Origin of the sequence: Maribacter sp. (genome assembly GCF_049667165.1) — a bacterium.
Taxonomy (GTDB): domain Bacteria; phylum Bacteroidota; class Bacteroidia; order Flavobacteriales; family Flavobacteriaceae; genus Maribacter_A.
The window spans coordinates 1-17,727 of record NZ_JBATHS010000313.1 but is presented as its reverse complement, the minus strand read 5'-3'; the positions used below and the strand labels follow the sequence as shown (position 1 = coordinate 17,727).

20 protein-coding genes are annotated in these 17,727 nt (G+C 40.8%); 11 read left to right on the top strand and 9 right to left on the bottom strand.

The window, feature by feature from the left end; genetic code table 11:
- Position 1: 1 nt before the first annotated feature.
- Together WBM98_RS14590 and WBM98_RS14585 are read right to left on the bottom strand one after the other, a co-directional pair.
- Positions 2-658, bottom strand: a complete 657-nt coding sequence (locus WBM98_RS14590; RefSeq protein ID WP_424366758.1) for a DUF4271 domain-containing protein — start codon at positions 656-658, stop codon at positions 2-4.
- Positions 658-2,319 carry an ArnT family glycosyltransferase gene (locus WBM98_RS14585; RefSeq protein WP_424366757.1) on the bottom strand — a complete coding sequence of 554 codons (1,662 nt, stop codon included), beginning with the start codon at positions 2,317-2,319 and terminating at the stop codon, positions 658-660. Before WBM98_RS14585 ends, WBM98_RS14590 begins: the two co-directional genes overlap by 1 nt.
- A gap of 139 nt (positions 2,320-2,458) precedes the next feature.
- On the opposite strand from WBM98_RS14585, the gene WBM98_RS14580 reads away from it, so the two are divergent.
- The 3 genes from WBM98_RS14580 to WBM98_RS14570 are packed head-to-tail and all read left to right on the top strand — an operon-like array spanning position 2,459 to position 4,955.
- Positions 2,459-3,187, top strand: coding sequence for a polyprenol monophosphomannose synthase (locus WBM98_RS14580; protein WP_424366756.1), 729 nt, complete (start codon positions 2,459-2,461; stop codon positions 3,185-3,187).
- 2 nt (positions 3,188-3,189) lie between these two features.
- Positions 3,190-4,524 carry a dihydroorotase gene (locus WBM98_RS14575; RefSeq protein ID WP_424366755.1) on the top strand — a complete coding sequence of 445 codons (1,335 nt, stop codon included), beginning with the start codon at positions 3,190-3,192 and terminating at the stop codon, positions 4,522-4,524.
- 2 nt (positions 4,525-4,526) lie between these two features.
- On the top strand, positions 4,527-4,955 hold the full coding sequence (locus WBM98_RS14570) for a DUF4296 domain-containing protein (protein WP_424366754.1): 429 nt from the start codon (positions 4,527-4,529) through the stop codon (positions 4,953-4,955).
- Here the strand turns inward: WBM98_RS14570 and WBM98_RS14565 are convergent.
- Complete coding sequence (locus tag WBM98_RS14565) at positions 4,936-5,943, bottom strand: NAD-dependent epimerase/dehydratase family protein (protein ID WP_424366753.1); 1,008 nt, start codon at positions 5,941-5,943, stop codon at positions 4,936-4,938. The two genes, WBM98_RS14570 and WBM98_RS14565, sit on opposite strands and share 20 nt — an antisense overlap.
- A gap of 102 nt (positions 5,944-6,045) precedes the next feature.
- Here WBM98_RS14565 and tyrS point away from each other — a divergent pair, with 102 nt between their 5' ends.
- Positions 6,046-7,341, top strand: a complete 1,296-nt coding sequence (gene tyrS / locus WBM98_RS14560) for a tyrosine--tRNA ligase (RefSeq protein WP_424366752.1) — start codon at positions 6,046-6,048, stop codon at positions 7,339-7,341.
- A gap of 35 nt (positions 7,342-7,376) precedes the next feature.
- Here tyrS and WBM98_RS14555 read toward each other — a convergent pair whose 3' ends face one another.
- From WBM98_RS14555 to WBM98_RS14545, 3 genes are all read right to left on the bottom strand, one after another.
- Positions 7,377-8,357, bottom strand: a complete 981-nt coding sequence (locus WBM98_RS14555) for an acyl transferase (protein ID WP_424366791.1) — start codon at positions 8,355-8,357, stop codon at positions 7,377-7,379.
- A 57-nt stretch (positions 8,358-8,414) separates the two neighbouring features.
- Entirely contained in the window at positions 8,415-8,738 is a 324-nt protein-coding gene (locus WBM98_RS14550; RefSeq protein ID WP_424366751.1) for a T9SS type A sorting domain-containing protein, read from the bottom strand.
- Between the two features lie 174 nt (positions 8,739-8,912).
- Positions 8,913-9,221 carry a T9SS type A sorting domain-containing protein gene (locus WBM98_RS14545; protein ID WP_424366750.1) on the bottom strand — a complete coding sequence of 103 codons (309 nt, stop codon included), beginning with the start codon at positions 9,219-9,221 and terminating at the stop codon, positions 8,913-8,915.
- Positions 9,222-9,463: 242 nt separating this feature from the next.
- Between WBM98_RS14545 and WBM98_RS14540 the strand changes: the two genes are divergently transcribed.
- The 7 genes from WBM98_RS14540 (at position 9,464) to WBM98_RS14510 (ending at position 14,465) form a co-directional block, all read left to right on the top strand.
- Positions 9,464-10,150 (top strand): response regulator transcription factor, encoded by a 687-nt coding sequence (locus WBM98_RS14540; RefSeq protein ID WP_424366749.1) that lies wholly within the window; start codon positions 9,464-9,466, stop codon positions 10,148-10,150.
- Entirely contained in the window at positions 10,150-11,199 is a 1,050-nt protein-coding gene (locus WBM98_RS14535) for a sensor histidine kinase (protein ID WP_424366748.1), read from the top strand. Before WBM98_RS14540 ends, WBM98_RS14535 begins: the two co-directional genes overlap by 1 nt.
- A 65-nt stretch (positions 11,200-11,264) precedes the next feature.
- Positions 11,265-11,936: a tRNA (guanosine(46)-N7)-methyltransferase TrmB gene (trmB, locus tag WBM98_RS14530; protein WP_424366747.1), complete on the top strand. Its 672-nt coding sequence runs from the start codon at positions 11,265-11,267 to the stop codon at positions 11,934-11,936.
- A 3-nt stretch (positions 11,937-11,939) separates the two neighbouring features.
- The gene (locus tag WBM98_RS14525; RefSeq protein ID WP_424366746.1) at positions 11,940-12,569 is read left to right on the top strand and encodes a LysE family translocator; all 630 of its coding nucleotides are present in this window, start codon (positions 11,940-11,942) and stop codon (positions 12,567-12,569) included.
- Between the two features lie 61 nt (positions 12,570-12,630).
- Entirely contained in the window at positions 12,631-12,966 is a 336-nt protein-coding gene (locus WBM98_RS14520) for an MGMT family protein (RefSeq protein ID WP_424366745.1), read from the top strand.
- Between the two features lie 117 nt (positions 12,967-13,083).
- Positions 13,084-14,220, top strand: a complete 1,137-nt coding sequence (locus WBM98_RS14515; protein WP_424366744.1) for a P-loop NTPase — start codon at positions 13,084-13,086, stop codon at positions 14,218-14,220.
- Between the two features lie 5 nt (positions 14,221-14,225).
- Positions 14,226-14,465, top strand: coding sequence for a NifU family protein (locus WBM98_RS14510; protein WP_424366743.1), 240 nt, complete (start codon positions 14,226-14,228; stop codon positions 14,463-14,465).
- A 29-nt stretch (positions 14,466-14,494) separates the two neighbouring features.
- Here the strand turns inward: WBM98_RS14510 and WBM98_RS14505 are convergent, their stop codons facing one another.
- The 3 genes from WBM98_RS14505 to WBM98_RS14495 all read right to left on the bottom strand — a co-directional run.
- Positions 14,495-16,282, bottom strand: a complete 1,788-nt coding sequence (locus WBM98_RS14505) for a glycoside hydrolase family 9 protein (RefSeq protein ID WP_424366742.1) — start codon at positions 16,280-16,282, stop codon at positions 14,495-14,497.
- A 40-nt stretch (positions 16,283-16,322) separates the two neighbouring features.
- Positions 16,323-17,111 carry a polysaccharide deacetylase family protein gene (locus WBM98_RS14500; protein WP_424366741.1) on the bottom strand — a complete coding sequence of 263 codons (789 nt, stop codon included), beginning with the start codon at positions 17,109-17,111 and terminating at the stop codon, positions 16,323-16,325.
- A 34-nt stretch (positions 17,112-17,145) separates the two neighbouring features.
- A partial coding sequence (locus tag WBM98_RS14495; protein ID WP_424366740.1) for an ABC transporter ATP-binding protein occupies positions 17,146-17,727 on the bottom strand: 582 nt, incomplete at its 5' end.

Genomic DNA, 17,727 nt, shown 5'->3' with positions numbered 1-17,727 from the left:
CCTAGTCTTTTAGATAGCTCCCGATGAGGACTAACGGTGCAATTTCAAGTGCGCAAAGGTACAAAATAAAATAGAAAAAATAGTTGGTGATCAATTTTTGATGATTCCTTAGGATTGTGATCCAGCCAATTACATTTACTAAGAGAATTAGCAAAATTGCCACATAAAAGACAGCTTTGGAACCAATAAAAATGTAGGTCAAAATGATATTGGCCAAAAACATGATGATACCGCTGTAATTGAAATAGGATAATTTCTTGAAAATGACCTCAGTGATTATTTTTTGGATGCCAAAGATGTACCCATTGCCCAATTGCATCCCCAATTTAATGAATAGGAACAAAATTAAGCCCGCCATCATCCAGGGGTAGGCCAAATTATCCGAAGTAAGCTCCGATACTTGAAAAACATCCAAGGCGAGATAAACGAAAAGTGAAAAGTTGATGATTAGGAACAATCCCCAAAAAAGATTAAACCAATTCATTACTTTTTCCTTTTTGTTGTACATGAAAATATACTTGTTGTTAAAAGGTAGAATAATGAAATTAAGGAATCTGGAATAGAATACACTTTTGGCCAAAACCAAGAAAAGTAGGCTTAGGATAATCAATATGGTTATCCAATCGGTCGCTACCGTATTTTTTAAGAGGGGTTCCATTAGTTCAATTTAATCGTCTCACTGTTCAATCCGTATCGCAATCCGTTTTCTGAAATCACGATTTTAAAGTACTTGGGGGACGTCGTCTTTTTAGCCTTTGGTAACTTAAACGTAAAAAGTGTCGTATCATTTGATGCAAGGGAAACTAATTCCTTATGGACGGGATTCACTTGAATAGGGACAAGTTCCTTGAATTGTTTGGCATTGTCCAAATATGCAATGGCAAATTGTAATTTTTTGACGGAAATGTCGGTCGCGTACGGATTATATACTTTTACGGTATATTCCTGATCATCCATTTTGAATTTTTCATCTTTTACGATACACCTTAATTTTCTAAAAGATTCAAAGTCATCTATATAATGGGCATAGTAAACACTACCGTTGGCTTTCGGAAAAGTAAAGTCCCTTTTGTTCAAGTATTTTGAAACATAAAGAACTTTCTTGTGCTGAACCGCTTCTTCCGAATTATCAATGGAGTATTGGTTTTGCCTATAATTGATATTGTTCAGGGAATATGAAGTTTCGCCCGTATAAAAAGCATACATGGGCGCATTGCGGTATGAGTTCTCATAGACCACTGGATTGGTACCCGCCGTGGCCTGTATGTTCGACATCCATGCCTTATTCCCATGGGTTTCATAGTAAATGGGGAATAACGGCTCATAGACAAGACCTATCCGAAGAAATAAGATTATGGCAATGTTGACCAAGCCAAGCCTGAATACCCATTTACGAACGCCGGCATGCTCCATTATATAGTTAAAGACAAGAATTGCCATGGGGATTGAAACTACGATGATCCATTGGGTCTGCACCCTTCGGTTAAAACTGGATATAAAGAAAAATATCAGAACACCATAGGTTAAATAGAGTAGGGCCTTGGTAAACAGATCTTTGGAACGGCTTTTAAACAAGGCATAATACATAAATGGAAATGTAAGTCCGAAAATCGCTATCAGATTTACCAAAAAACCCAGTGTATATTTGTTGAAATCATATGGGGCATTCGGCCGTTCAAACAAATGGTATTTAATAGAAATAAAGTCATGTTCATAAAGCCACAAAAAATGGGGCATATAACATACCAAGGCTGTGATAACGGCTATCCACGCATATTTATCGAAGACCAACTTAAGGTTTGAGAGCAACACGAAGAATATCACCAGTACAGCGTGGTATTTACTGTACATAAGCGCGGCCATTATAATGCCTAGGACAAGGGCGATGGCAATCGACGGTTTTCGTATAAAATGTTTATACACCAACAGGAATAAGGCGGTAAAGAAAAGCAAGGGTGTGTCGGGCAATGTAAAAAAGCCATATGCATTGAGCAAGGTCATTGAAAACACCAACACGAAAAAATGGGGAACGTATTTCTTCTTTTCAGGATGATCAATAGCCATCCATAAAAAAACAAATGTCCCCACGGAGAAGAGACAGCTGACGAAACGAACACCCAATTCACCATCAAACAAAAAACTGCTTATTTTGATCATCAAAGCGACCATAGGAGGGTGGTCAAAATACCCCCAAGCCATGTTTTTGGCATAGTGCCAATAATAAGCCTCATCATAAATAAGCTCCGTAAAATGGGCCTGAATTAGATTCAAGATCAAGATAGAACCTAACAGGTATAAGAAAAGCTTAGGTAATTTCAATGGTATTGTTGATTGTTGATTCGGTCGTAAAATTACAAATTCTACATGGTAACCAAAGGTTTAAAAAAATGATAAATAGTCGGTTCATATTCTTCGACAGCTTTTAAAATACTATTTTTGTGGAAATTCAAAGAAGATTATGGCAGGTAGTTTGGTCATCATCCCCACCTATAACGAGATTGAGAATATCGATGCCATAATAAGGGCTGTGTTTATGTTAAAGAAGGATTTTAATGTGCTCATTGTAGACGATAACTCACCTGATGGCACGGCTGATCATGTGGTGGGCATGCAAAAGGAGTTCCCAGATCGATTGTTTGTGGAGGTTCGTCATGAAAAATCGGGATTGGGTACCGCCTATATCCACGGTTTTAAATGGGCGATTGCCAGAGGGTATGACTATATCTTTGAAATGGATGCCGATTTCTCGCACAACCCAACAGATCTTCTACGTTTGCGCAAGGCTTGTGAAAATGGAGCCGATGTAGCCGTGGGATCACGCTATAAAAAAGGGGTTAATGTGGTGAACTGGCCCATGTACCGAGTCCTGCTTTCTTATGGAGCGTCTTTTTATGTAAAGATGGTCACCGGGATGCGTGTGCACGACCCAACGGCTGGTTTCGTATGTTATAAACGGCATGTGCTCGAGAATATCGATTTGGATTCGGTGAAATTCGTGGGCTATGCTTTTCAAATAGAGATGAAATTCAGGGCCTTTTTGAAAAAGTACGTCATCGAGGAAGTTTCCATTATTTTTAGGGATAGGGAAAAAGGAAAATCCAAAATGAGTTCTTCGATTATTAGTGAAGCCGTCTTCGGGGTAATGAAAATGAAACTAAAAAGTATATTCCAAAAAAACAAGTTCTGATTATGGGTCGGGTGCTGCTTAAGAATGTCACGATAGTTAACGAGAATCAGATCTTTGAGTCTGATGTCTTGCTTGACGGGGAGTTTATTGATAAGATCGATGTATCGATCAGCGATTCGGAAGCCAAGGTGATTGATGCTGGCGGTAAGTACCTGTTTCCCGGTCTCATCGATGATCAGGTGCATTTCAGGGAACCCGGACTGACCCATAAGGGCGATATTGCCTCTGAAAGTAGGGCCGCTGTGGCAGGGGGGATAACCTCTTATATGGAACAGCCAAATACCGTTCCGCAAACCACGACCATTGATAAGTTGGAAGAAAAGTTTGGGAGGGCCGCGGAAACTTCATTTGCCAATTATTCGTTTTTGTTCGGTGGCACCAATGATAACCTGGAAGAAATTAAGCGTTTAGACCGGAAGGCATGTTCTGGGATTAAACTTTTTTTGGGTTCTTCTACCGGGAATATGCTTGTTGATGATGAGGAAGTCATAGAAAAAATATTCAGGAATACAGAAATGGTGATTTCAGCCCATTGTGAGGATGAAACCACCATAAAACGAAATTTAAATCATTACAAGGAAAAATTCGGGGATGATATTCCCGTGAAGTACCATCCTCTTATCCGTAGCGCGGAGGCTTGTTACATTTCTTCCTCAAAAGCAATTGCTTTGGCTAAGAAAACCGGGGCAAGATTTCACGTTTTTCACCTATCTACGGGTATTGAGACTGATCTCTTTCACAATGACATTCCGTTGGAGCAAAAGAAAATCACCGCTGAGGTATGTATACATCACCTTTGGTTTTCCGATGCGGATTATGCTACCAAAGGCACTTTGATCAAATGGAATCCGGCAGTGAAGACAGCAGGGGACCGCGAGAAGCTTTGGGAGGCCTTATTGGATGATCGCATTGATGTGATCGCCACGGACCATGCCCCGCACACGTTGCAAGAAAAGGACAATGTATATACCCAGGCTCCTTCGGGCGGACCCTTGGTGCAGCATGCATTGCCGGCTATGCTCCAAAAATATGATGAGGGATTGCTTTCTTTGGAAAAGTTGGTCGAAAAAATGTGCCATAACCCAGCGACGTTATTTCAGATTGAAAAAAGAGGTTTTATTAGGGAAGGGTATTATGCCGATTTAGTCTTGGTAGATCTTAACGATCCTTGGAAGGTCACCAAAGAAAATATTGCCTATAAATGCGGTTGGTCGCCATTCGAGGAGACTATCTTTAAGTCAAAAGTCACCCATACTTTCGTCAATGGCCATTTGGCCTACGAAAATGGTAAATTTTCAGCCCAAAGAAATGCAAAACGCCTAACGTTCAATAGATAGTGATGAAATACCTAGCTGCAATCGTATTTATTTTACTCCTGTATTCCTGCAGCGAGAAGTTACTTCAAAGACCAGAGGACTTAATACCAAAGGATAAAATGATAAACATCCTTAGTGATTTTGCTGTTTTGAATGCTGCAAAAAATTCGAATTCGAATATATTGAGGGACAATAATATTGAGCCGACGCGTTTCATCTTTGAAAAATACGGGGTCGATAGTCTACAATTTGTGACCAGCGATACCTATTATGCCTCCCAGCCCAAGGAATATGAAGCTATTTATGTAGCCATTGAAGCAATGCTTGAAAAGGAGAAAGGGCGGATTACCGAGGAGAAAAGAATCTATGATAGCATACTTATGGATACTAAATTTAAGAATAGTCCCTTAAAAAAGGGAAGAGTAAAAAGCGCTAAGGATTCTCTTCTTTGAATTTTTCACAACAAAAGACTAAGGTTGCTTCCAAAGGTTCGAATTCAAAGTCTAGGGCAGCAACGATTTTCTGATTGTCATAGGTTTCAGGATGCAAAAAGGAGTCAATGGCTTTTTTGGTGAGCTTTCTTTTACTTCCGATCAAATGGCTTTTTAGATAATCAAAAAGGCGACCTAGCCTCAATTGCCATAGTCGCAACTTTTTTGAAGGCGCCTTTTTTCCCAATGGTATGGCCATGCGGGTCAAGATTTCTTTGTAACTAAGATTCTCAGCAACAGCAATGAATCGTTGGTTCACAATATTCGAAGCCATTAGTTCGACCATCATTCTAACCACATCATTGACCGTGATAAAACCGGTTCCTCCCGGTGGATAATAGTTCTTCGCCTCGTGGGCTATGGTAAAAAGCGTTCCACTGCCAGTTTCCCAGAATCCCGGACCAAGGATTATCCCAGGATTTACGATAACGACGTCCAAACCCTCTTGTGAACCCCGCCAAACTTCCATCTCTGCCCGATACTTGGTAAGACCATACACATTTGCTTCCTGGCTCGACCATTCGTTTTCCTCAGTGGCTATTTGGCCCTCGGCACTTTTTCCAATAGCTCCGATGGTACTTACATAACAAAGCTTTTTAATGGCGTTCGAAAGGCAGAGATTTACAATGTTCGCCGTTCCCAAGGCATTTGTTTTCTTCAGTCTGTGATAATCTTTTGGGTCAAATGAAATTAATGCCGCAGCGTGGTATACATAGTCCACATCCTCAAAAGCAATCTCCAATGCTGGGATATCGTTGATATCTGCCGGTACCCATTCTATTTGGTCAAAGAGTTGGGAGGACTTTTCGGTATAATATGAAAATACGGTTTCTACCTGTCTTAGGTTGCTTCCTTCCCTATAAATAGCACGAACTGAAGCATTGTCTTGAAGTAAACGCAGCAAAAGATGCGCCCCGACCAATCCCGTACCACCTGTAACCAATATCATGGTCCAAATTTAAGTAAATGAAGCCTAATAAATCCAAATTCAAATTGGGAAAGCCAATGTAATTCCTTTTATATTTGCAGCTACCAACAAATAATTCTTGAAATGCGTACAAATTTTGTCGAAGAGCTAAGATGGAGAGGAATGTTACACGATGTTATGCCCGGTACCGAAGAGCATTTAATGACGGGCTTGCAATCTGCTTATGTCGGTATCGATCCCACTGCCGATTCATTGCATATAGGCCATTTGGTAAGTGTAATGATGTTGCGCCACTTTCAATTGGCAGGACACAAACCCTTCGCTTTATTGGGAGGGGCAACCGGTATGATCGGTGACCCATCGGGCAAATCCGAAGAACGCAATTTGTTGGATGAGGACACATTACGTGCAAATCAAGAGGCATTAAAAGTCCAATTAAGCAGGTTCTTGGATTTTGATGGGAAGGCTGATAATGCCGCTATCCTGGTCAATAATTATGATTGGATGAAGAACTTTTCGTTTTTGGACTTCATTAGGGACGTAGGAAAACATATTACGGTCAATTACATGATGGCCAAGGACTCTGTTAAAAAACGGTTATCGGCCGAATCCAAGGACGGCATGTCCTTTACTGAATTCACCTATCAATTGGTGCAAGGCTACGATTTCCTTCATCTCTACCAACATCATAATTGTACGCTACAAATGGGTGGGAGTGACCAATGGGGCAATATCACCACAGGCACTGAACTTATTCGGAGAATTGGCGGCGGAAAGGGATATGCGTTAACCTGTCCTTTAATCACCAAGGCAGATGGCACCAAGTTTGGAAAAACCGAAGGCGGCAATGTCTGGTTGGATTCGAATAGAACCTCACCCTATAAATTTTACCAGTATTGGTTGAATACCTCCGATGAGGACGCAACGAAATATATTAAGATTTTCACCTTCCTTGGTAGGGATGAGATCGATAGCTTGATTGCCGAGCACCTAGAGGCACCTCATCTTAGAGTAGTTCAAAAGCGATTGGCCGATGAGATTACCGTAATGGTGCATTCACAGGACGATTTGGAAAATGCCAAAAAGGCCAGTAATATCCTTTTCGGGAAATCCACTTCTGAAGATTTGAAAGGTCTTGATGAAAAGACCTTTTTGGATGTTTTTGAAGGGGTGCCCCAGGCCAATATCGTGAGATCTGAATTGGATGGTGGCCTTGATATGATTGGGGCATTGGCTGCCAAGACAGGGTTTTTAAGTTCCAATGGGGAGGCCAGACGGGAATTGAAACAAAATTCAATTTCGGTAAATAAGGAAAAAGTCAAGGAAGACTACTTGATTACAGCCAACGATTTGATAAACGATACGTTCGTCTTGTTACAGCGCGGCAAGAAGAATTATTTTGTTCTGGTGGTTGACTAGGAAAAATGTCTTAATTCTGGAATGATATACTGGTTTTAAAGTACCAAAAGGTTACATCCGCGAACATCAGCATTGTCAAAACGACCCAAGATTTCAAAACTATCGTCTTCATTCATTTTCCCCAAATCTTGTGTCGCAATGAACGAGCACGAATTGATGTTGGCCAAATCAATCACATTGATACCCCCGGTTTTGCCACAGGGCATAAAGCTTAAGGGATCTTCCGTATCCCGAATCATAAATTTCATCCAAGGGGGTGTTTCGAAAATACCGTTACCTTTGGAATAGGCCTGTGAAAGCAACTCGGTCATCCCGTATTCAGAGTGAATCACCTCAACTCCAAATCCCTTTTTAAGAAGGTCGTGCAATTCTGTGCGTATCAATTCCTTTCGTCGTCCTTTCATTCCACCTGTCTCCATGACAATACTGTTCTTTAATCGCAACCGATGTTTTTCAACGATATCAAGAAGGGCAAAGGAAACACCAATAAGCAATACCTTTTTTCCTTTCGTATCCAACGTGGTCAAGGTATCGACAAGCCTGTCGATTTCATTTAGATAAAAACCGCTTTCAGGATGGTTGCTTTTTTCAATGAGGTCGTTGACCATGTAGATCAAAGAAGATCCACTACGTTCCAAATAGGAGGGTAATACCGCTAAAATGCAATATTGTGAAACATCACCATAGAAGTATTCAAAACCCTTGGTATAGCTTTGTTCATATAACCTGATATCGGTTACATAATGTGAGCTGGTCGCTTGCCCGGTAGTACCGCTACTTGAAAATACAGCCTGGGGATCTGAAGTGGTCGAAACCACTTTTTTTGTTTTGAAAAAGTGAATGGGTAAAAAAGGAATTTCCTTGAGTTCCTTGACGTTTGAAGAAGAACGTTCCAAATAATGACAAAATTCAGCATATATGGAGTTGTTCTTTAATTGATATCTGAAGATATCCAAGGCCATGGACTCAAATTCATCCTCAGAACGGACCTCTATTATTTTGGCGGTGTTGATCATCGACATTGTACCTACAAAGGTAATGATACAGCGAATTGATCGATTCTAAAACCGGACTTATTTTACAACCAGTTTTCGTGTAATGGTGTTATTTTCCTCCGAAACCTGTAAAACATAAACCCCGGGTATGAGTCTTGAAATATTCAACGATGTATTCAATATCCTGTCGGTTAATACCACCTCACCAAAGACATCATAGACAATAATATCTTTCAAGGCATTTTTTTCGGTAGAGATGTAGACCACATCGTTGATCGCTGGGTTAGGATAGAGCTTAAACCCTTGAATATCGTCAATCTTAGCATTTTTAAAATGCTCAGATTCTTGTGCGAAAAGCACAAAAGAAGACACCATAAGTAGGATAAAGTAGATTTTCTTCATTGGTATTGATTTGGGATCAACACTATAAAGATACTGAAAGGGGAAACTCACAAGTTGAAAATGTTGTGAAATTCGATAAAATGTAGGTAAAGAAGCAAGGCCTTGCATTTCATCGATAATTTAGGCTTTTTATCGAAGGTCAGGTACAGGTTTAAAGATGTAAAATAGGAATAACTAGTTAATAATCAGTTTCCTGGTGGCAATTTTATCTTTTTCGTAAACCCGAAGAACATATACCCCAGCATCCAATTCAGAAACATTCAATTCTTCCCTAAATAGAGTGGTTTCCATAACTTGGGTTCCCAAGACATCGAAAATAAAGATTTTTTTTGGGGCCTTTTCAGCGGTAACAATGTAGACCTTGCCATTGGTGACCGGGTTTGGATATAACTTAAAACCAATGATATCCCCATTTGGCTTTCCGTCTTGCGCAAAGCCGAGCGAAATAAAAAGGAAAAAGAAAGCAAAGTAAAGTTTCTTCATAAAAAAATTAACGCAAGAGATGTGCCACAAATATACTAATATTTGTATTCGATGATATGGGACATTAATGGTTTCCTACAAAAGATCGATGAAATGCACGGTCTAATGAATTGCGAGAATGTAATTTTTGTTTTTTTTTAAATCGGAGTGTTATGTTAACGTTACGAATTGGACCGCTTCATAAGTGTTTCATTGTAATAGTATTATCTTTACTTTTAGTTCACATTGAATTTAGAATAGACATGAAAAAGAAAGACCTTAGAATACTGCTAGTCGATGATGAACCTGATATTTTGGAAATTGTGGGTTATAATCTTACTACGGAAGGATATCAAGTCTTTACGGCCAAAAATGGTATTGAAGGTGTTGCCATGGCCAAAAAAAAATTGCCCCATTTGATTATTTTGGACGTCATGATGCCCGAGATGGATGGCATTGAGGCTTGCGGGATTATACGAAAAAATCCAAGCTTGGAAAATACGATTGTGGCCTTTCTGACGGCACGCGGAGAGGATTATTCCCAAATGGCCGGTTTTGATGCGGGCGCTGACGATTATATTACCAAACCTATTAAGCCCAAAGTCCTTGTGCGTAAAGTCAAGGCATTACTTAGAAGGTTTAAGGAAGACGCTACCGTTGATGAAGAGATTTTCAAGGTGGGAAAGATTGTGATCAACCGCGAGGAATATAAAATCATCAATGACGGAAAGGAAATAGTGCTACCTAGAAAAGAATTTGAATTATTGTCTTTGTTGACCTCAAAACCCAACAAAGTCTTTAAACGTGAAGTGATCCTAGATAGGGTTTGGGGCAATGAAGTCGTTGTTGGCGGACGTACCATTGACGTTCATATTAGAAAACTACGGGAAAAAATAGGGGATGATCATTTTAAGACTGTTAAGGGTGTGGGCTATAAGTTTGTACTATAATGGCTATTGATTTGAAAAAATCCTATAGGTTTGCCTTTAGGTCTGCCTTTTTTATCACCCTGTTTTCCACATTGCTGTTATGGGGTCTTTTGTGGTATTTCAGTTCATTAAATGTAGTGTTCCTTGGCGTATTTGCCGTATTGTCTTTCGCAAGTTCCTTTATTGTCCTACAGCTTAGGATTGAAAAATTCATCTATCGAAGGATAAAAAAAATATACGATGATGTGGCTTTGTTGGAATCGAGCAGTCTTTCTTCCGGGCCCATTACCACCGACATGAAGACACTAACGGCCGAAATCGAAAAATTCGCCAAAGACAAAAAAATCGAAATCGATACCCTGAATATTAGGGAGGCTTATAGAAAGGATTTTCTTGGTAACATCTCCCACGAATTAAAAACCCCCCTTTTTACCGTACAAGGTTATATTTTGACGTTGCTAGATGGGGCAATGGAGGATAAAAATGTCCGTAAGAAATATTTGCAAAGGGCGAATAAGGGGGTTGAGCGTCTCATCTATATTGTCAAAGACCTTGACATGATCACCAAACTGGAAGTTGGGGACTTGAATCTGGATCTTGTGGATTTCGACATTATTGAGCTCATTGAGAATGTTTTTGAATTGCTCGAGATGAAAGCAGCCAAAAATAATATTGTCCTGACCTTCGATATGGAGTATGCGCATCCTATACTAGTGCATGCAGATCGCGATAAAATACAGCAAGTTTTAACCAATTTATTGGTCAATTCCATTAAATATGGTCAAGAAAATGGGACCACTGAAGTAAGTGTTGAAAACTTGATCAAAAACAAAGTAATTGTGAGGGTGACCGACAATGGTGAGGGAATTGCCCAAAATCATATCCCAAGATTGTTCGAACGCTTTTACAGGGTTGACAAGAGTGGTAGTCGTAGTGAAGGAGGTTCCGGTCTTGGTCTTTCGATAGTTAAACATATTATCGAGGCCCATAATGAAAAAATTTATGTGGAAAGTGCCGAGGGGGTTGGGTCTGAATTTTCCTTTACCCTAGAAAAGGCCCACCCAAAATAATGACCAAGTTGATTCTGCCTAGTAGTATTTCATTAGATTTGTCACAGGATTTTATATAAAATGCTGTGGGAAGCAAAAACAAGCTCAAAAGGTTTAAGGAAAACGCTACGTTCAAGAATGTGGTGCAACCCAAAAGGGAAGAAATCGAGGGAGGATCTTTCCCTTTGAAAGGCCGATGGAACAGCCATTTTGGCAACGACAATCCCATAGTGCTTGAGCTGGGTTGCGGCAAAGGTGAATATACGATCGGTTTGGCCCAAATGCATCCTCAAATGAATTTCATTGGTGTGGATATCAAGGGTGCCCGTTTATGGAGAGGAGCAAAAACCGCCTTGGAAAACAATATGGGCAATGTGGCTTTCCTAAGAACGCAAATAGAACTAATAGATCAACTGTTCGAGGAAAATGAGGTAACCGAAATTTGGATTACGTTTCCAGATCCCCAAATAAAATACAAGCGAACAAAACATAGGATGACCAATGAGGTCTTTCTTAAAAAATATGAACATATCTTGATCGATCAAGGTGTCGTTCATTTAAAGACCGATAGTGAGTTTATGCATGGGTATACGTTAGGTCTTTTACAAGGTATACAGCGCGAGGTGATCTACGCGAATCATGATGTTTATAAGAATGAAGGTAGCCCTATGGAAGTATTGGCTATCCAAACTTTCTACGAAAAGCAGTATCTTGAAAGAGGAAAACCGATCACCTATATCAAGTTTAGGGTCAACTAACATATGGAACACCTGCTCATTCTCTTTTTCGCTACATTTTCAGCCGCCTTTATGGCTACGGTACCTCCAGGGCTTTTGAACATGAATGCGGCAAAGGTCAGTGTCGAAAAGGGGAAGTTGAACGGGATCATATTCAGTCTTGGCGTATCGACCATGATCATGCTGCAAGCTGTGATTGCCGTTTATATATCTAAATATTTACATAGAAATCCTGAAGTAGTTGAGGCCTTACTTAAAATCGCAGTGCTGGTTTTTGCTTTTTTTGCCATCTACTTTTTTATGGTAGCGAGAAGAAATTTAAAAAAGAAGAGGAAGGAAGTCGCCATTAGTAAGCGCAACAGTTTTTTTAAAGGGATGCTGTTGGCGGCCCTTAATCTATTGACCATTCCTTATTATAGCGGACTCAATATCATGTGGAATGCCACAGGGTGGATAAAATTCGAAGTTTGGGATATCGTCATATTTGTATTGGCGGCAGGGTGTGGCACTTTCTCGGTCTTGTACATGTATACGATTTATTTCAATAAATTGGAAAACAAGACGGATCGTTTCTCAAAGAATTCCAACTATATTTTGAGCGCATTAATGGTGGTGCTCTTGTTGATTACAATTTATCGGATTCTGGACCGATGAAACCGGCCTAGCCAAATTTTAAAAATCATTTTGCAACAAGCCAACATAAAGGGTTAAAGGCATGAAGGATGAGAACATTAATTTTTTCGAGAAGGTCTATGAAGTTGCCAAGCGTATTCCTTACGGTAGGGTAACCTCTTATGGTGCCATAGCCAAATATCTTGGTGCTGCCCGTAGTGCCAGGATGGTAGGGTGGGCCATGAACGGATCCCATAACATGCCCGACATACCAGCACACCGGGTAGTGAATAAAATAGGGCTATTGACTGGCAAGCATCATTTTGACGGAACAAACCTGATGCAACAATTGCTCGAAAATGAAGGAGTCAAAATAATCGATAATCAAATCATTGATTTTGAAAAGCATTTTTGGGACCCTTTTAAAGAGTTGGGTTGATCCAATAGAAAACCTCTATACTGAAAGATTACTTTTCAATCCAATAGCTTTAGCTTCTCGGCACTAAGGCGTATCTTTGTTGTTTAGAATGAATTTATATTAAGTACGATAATCACTATGAAATTGAACAAACAAGATATCTTAAAGGCATTAGAGCTCATCACGGTTCCGGGAGAAGGTCAGAACATGGTAGAGAGTGGTGCCGTTAATAATATCCAGATATTCGGGGACGAGGTTGAAATTGATATTACCATAACCAATCCAAGTCTTCAGGCCCGAAAAAAGACGGAAGTTGAGATTCTAAAGATCATTCATAAAGAAGTCTATGAGAAGGCCAAGATAAAGATAAACCTTAAGGTTGAGGCGCCTGCCAATCCCAAGGTCAATGAAATCAAGGGAAAGCCATTGCCCGGCATCCAAAATATCATAGCCGTCGCTTCGGGTAAAGGAGGGGTCGGTAAATCCACCGTTACTGCAAATTTGGCCGTAACCTTGGCTAAAATGGGCTTTAAGGTAGGATTGTTGGATGCGGATATTTATGGGCCTTCCATGCCAATAATGTTCGATGTCGTACAGGAAAGACCTTTAGCCGTTACCATCGATGGCAAATCAAAAATGAAGCCCGTTGAGAATTATGGGGTTCAATTATTGTCTATTGGGTTCTTTACCGAAGCGAACCAAGCCGTGATTTGGAGAGGACCCATGGCTGCAAAGGCGCTGAATCAAATGATCTTTGATGCCCATTGGGGCAATCTCGATTTCTTATTGATCGATTTGCCTCCAGGAACCGGGGATATCCACCTAAGCATTATGCAAGCCATGCCCGTTACCGGTGCTGTGGTCGTAAGTACACCCCAGGAGGTGGCATTGGCAGATGCGCGAAAGGGAGTAGCCATGTTCCAACAGGAATCCATCAATGTTCCGGTATTGGGCATTATTGAAAATATGGCCTATTTTACACCTGAGGAATTGCCAGATAATAAATATTATATCTTTGGCAAGGAAGGGGCCAAGAATCTGGCCAAGGACCTGAATGTGCCATTTTTAGGGGAAGTACCCTTGGTACAAAGTATTCGTGAGGCAGGTGATGTAGGCCGTCCCGTAGCACTTCAGGAATCGACACCCATTGCTAAAGCCTTTGAGGATATTACCAAGAACGTTGTTCAGGAAATGGTAAATAGAAATGAAAATTTGCCTCCTACGGAGGCCATAAAGATTACAACCATGGCAGGTTGTTCGTCAGTTAATAAATAATGCATATGACAACGGATGACATAAGGACCAATGTAGAAAAAGCACTTGATGAGATTCGCCCATTCCTGCAAAGTGATGGGGGTGATATTGAGCTTATTTCAATTGATAATGATACTTCCGTAAAGGTCAGACTACAAGGAGCCTGTGTTGGCTGCACTGTAAATCAAATGACCTTAAAGAGCGGGGTTGAAATGACTATTAAGAAATACGCCCCTCAAATAGAGGAAGTCATAAATATGGATTGATTCTTTTGAGCTCCTACATTTTTGATTTATCAGTATTGATCGGCCCAATAGGCCATCATTAGTATTGATCCGGCCGTGCCGTCCATGGTAGGCTCATTTGTTGAATAGTCGCCAAGGTCATCATGATAGACCACATAGGTATTCTGAAAATCCTTGAATTCATCTGGTTCCACCAAGTGCAACCCTTTTAGGGAATTGAAGATGGTACCATAGACCGGTCCATCGACCAACCCACCAACAACCTGTTTTTTGCCTAAGGCCCATGTACTTGTGTGAACATCGAAAGGATATTCTCCCTGTTCTGGCATCATGGTGAACATGCTGGTCCCCCAGGGATTTCTTCCAAAAAGCCAATCACGTTGCTCGACCATAAATTTTACATACGTTTTGTCCCCGGTCATTTTTTCGTAAAGAATACCTTGGGTGATCAAACTTGTCAATAAGTTGTTGGAACACCAAATAAAGGGCACACCAATCGTATAGGGATTTGTATTTCCCCGCTTTACATTGTCACCAATGCCGCTTTTGTAATAGGCCGCCAAGGTCTTTTTGAAATCGGCATCCACATGTTCGTACAATGAAAAATGACCCATATTTACAAAGGGATAGTATTCGTAATGGGGAACCGAGTCAAAGGGCATCCAGGAAATGGTATTGGCCTTTAATGCATATTTTTTGGCGTCTTGAAGATATTGCTTGTTTCCAGTTGCTTTATAAAGCTCGGCAGCACCCCATTCCATATCATCTGCCCATGTTTTTTCTGAATAGCGATATGGCGCGCCATAGGAATTTCCCTGTTGAAAACCTTCTTTATCCACGCCCAAGTTGTAAAGGGATTTGGCCGCCTTCAAACAAATGGCCGCAAAAATGGAATCCTGTAATTCTTCCTTCCAGATACGGGAAGCCATGGCCATGGCCGCCGCTGAACGACCTGCCAAATTCGAAACCCCGGTCGCCTCACTTTTGTACTTATTTAGGCCTTGTGGTTTGCCTGTCGCATAATAGGCGGCCCTATGATTATTGGGGCCCCAACCGTAATCAGCATTGTCCTGGTCGGGCATTTTCCAACCACGATGGTCCCGGTCGTCGGCTATTTGGTGGATCAATTGGTCTGGTTGCGCATGGAGTTTTAAAATCCAATCCAATCCCCATTTTGCCTCGTCAAGGACATCGGCAATGCCATTGGATCCCGGTTGTCCTAAATGGTTGACACTATCAAGGAACGTTTTCGGGAATAACTCATAGGCCTTCAACATATGGGCTGTGGCATAACTCCCTGTAATCAAATATTTCAGTTGATCACCTGCGTCGTGCCAACCTCCGGTGGCATCGACAAAGGTAGAATCTGGCATAGGGCCATAAAAAGAACGGCCATCACCCTGATGGCAAACAACATCAAAAAATGGATTGTACCCACATCGCTGTTGTCGCATGAAAGCCAATAGTTTTTCTGATTGGTATTGATAGGCATTTTCTGATATCCTAATGGTTTGGGAGGTAAATGCCTTGTCTTTTGTTCGTAATATATACTTCCCTGCTTCGGTAATGTCACTAAAATCAACTTCGTAATAATATTCGAATGTACCCCAGCCTTTGGTTTTAGATTTTTTAGGTTTAAAGGAGGCAACGATACGAGTTTCATCCATAGTGACCAGTACCATTTTTTTGTTTATTGGCCTATGCGAAAAAACAAGTGCAATTTTGGGTTCATTGGGAAGATAACCCATTTGATTGATTCGAATATGGATGGCCTTGGGCTGTGTTGAGGCCATTGCAAGCTGTGAAATAAAATAAAGAAGAAATAAAAGTCGGGACATTTTACGGATTTCAAGGATACCTATAAATATACTTGTAATCTCAATCCTTTGCAAGGATCTCCTCCAACCCGACAAAGTTGTATTTTCTGGATTTTAATTCGAGGATAAGTGCTTCAAGCCGTATATGGAATTTGTCTTCACGACTAGCGTCCGTTCCAACATGCATCAATAGGAGAAACCCGTTTAAACCGGATGCATTCTTGTTTTCAAAATCCAAAATGCTTTTATAAATAACTTCACTACTGCGGTAATTCAACATGGCTGGGGTGGTATAGTCTGCGTGTGACAAGGTGCCATGGGTCATATTGATCAATTGAAGGCCCTGGTCCGCGGTCCATTCCGCAATACGCCCATTGTACCATTCATAAGGAGGCAAGAAGTAGGGGCCCTGCTTTTTGGTTATCCCATAACGCTCCATTTCCTTATAATTAGACTTTAAATCGTTTAAAAATTCCTGATGGGTGACCAAAAGGCTATCCCGATTATCCCAATCGCAATATAAAAGATGGTCATTGGAGTGTGCGCCTAAATAATGTCCATCTTCAATCAGATTTTCGATATTCCCTATAAAAGTGGGATTTCTATAAAATGCGCCTGTAAAAAAGAAGGCTGCTTTGATTTTCTGTTTTTTAAGGATTTTACGAATATGTTCTGCACCATCGGCGAATTCATGCCCAGTAAACACCAATGTTATTTGTTGTCGGGTGCTATCGCCGCGTACAATGGCTCCGTGAGCCATAGTAAATGAAGTGGTAGCGGTGGCTTTACAGTTGCATAGCAACATAATTAACGCCATTATACCAATTATCTTGGTAAGTCTTGCCATCATGGGATTATCGTTTACCACCTATCCATTGGTTACATTAGATTCTTGCTTGGTAGGTAAATAAATTATAGTATCTACCTTCTTTGGCGATAAGTTCATCGTGGGTTCCCTCTTCGGCAATACTTCCGTTTTCTATGACCAATATTTGATCGGCCTTTCGAATGGTACTCAATCTGTGGGCAATGACAAAAGTCGTACGCCCTTCGGTAAGTTTGGCTAGACTTTTTTGGATCAAGGCTTCACTTTCGGTATCCAGGTTCGATGTGGCTTCATCCAAGATCAATATTTTGGGATTCGCAAGAACCGCTCGGGCGATGGCAATCCGTTGACGTTGCCCTCCTGAAAGCTTAATGCCACGTTCCCCGATCAAGGTATCCAAACCTTCATCAAAGCGGTCCGTAAATTCATCAACATAAGCTGCTTTAACGGCTTGTTGCAATTCTTCTTCGCTGGCATTGGGTCGTGGAAAAAGTATGTTCTCCCTGATCGTGCCTTCGAACAAAAAATCATCCTGTAAAACAACCCCCAAATGCTGTCTAAAACTGTTGAGGTTTACTTTGGACATATCTTCGCCGTCAATGGTGATTTTGCCCGATTGCGGATTCAAAAAGCTGGCAGC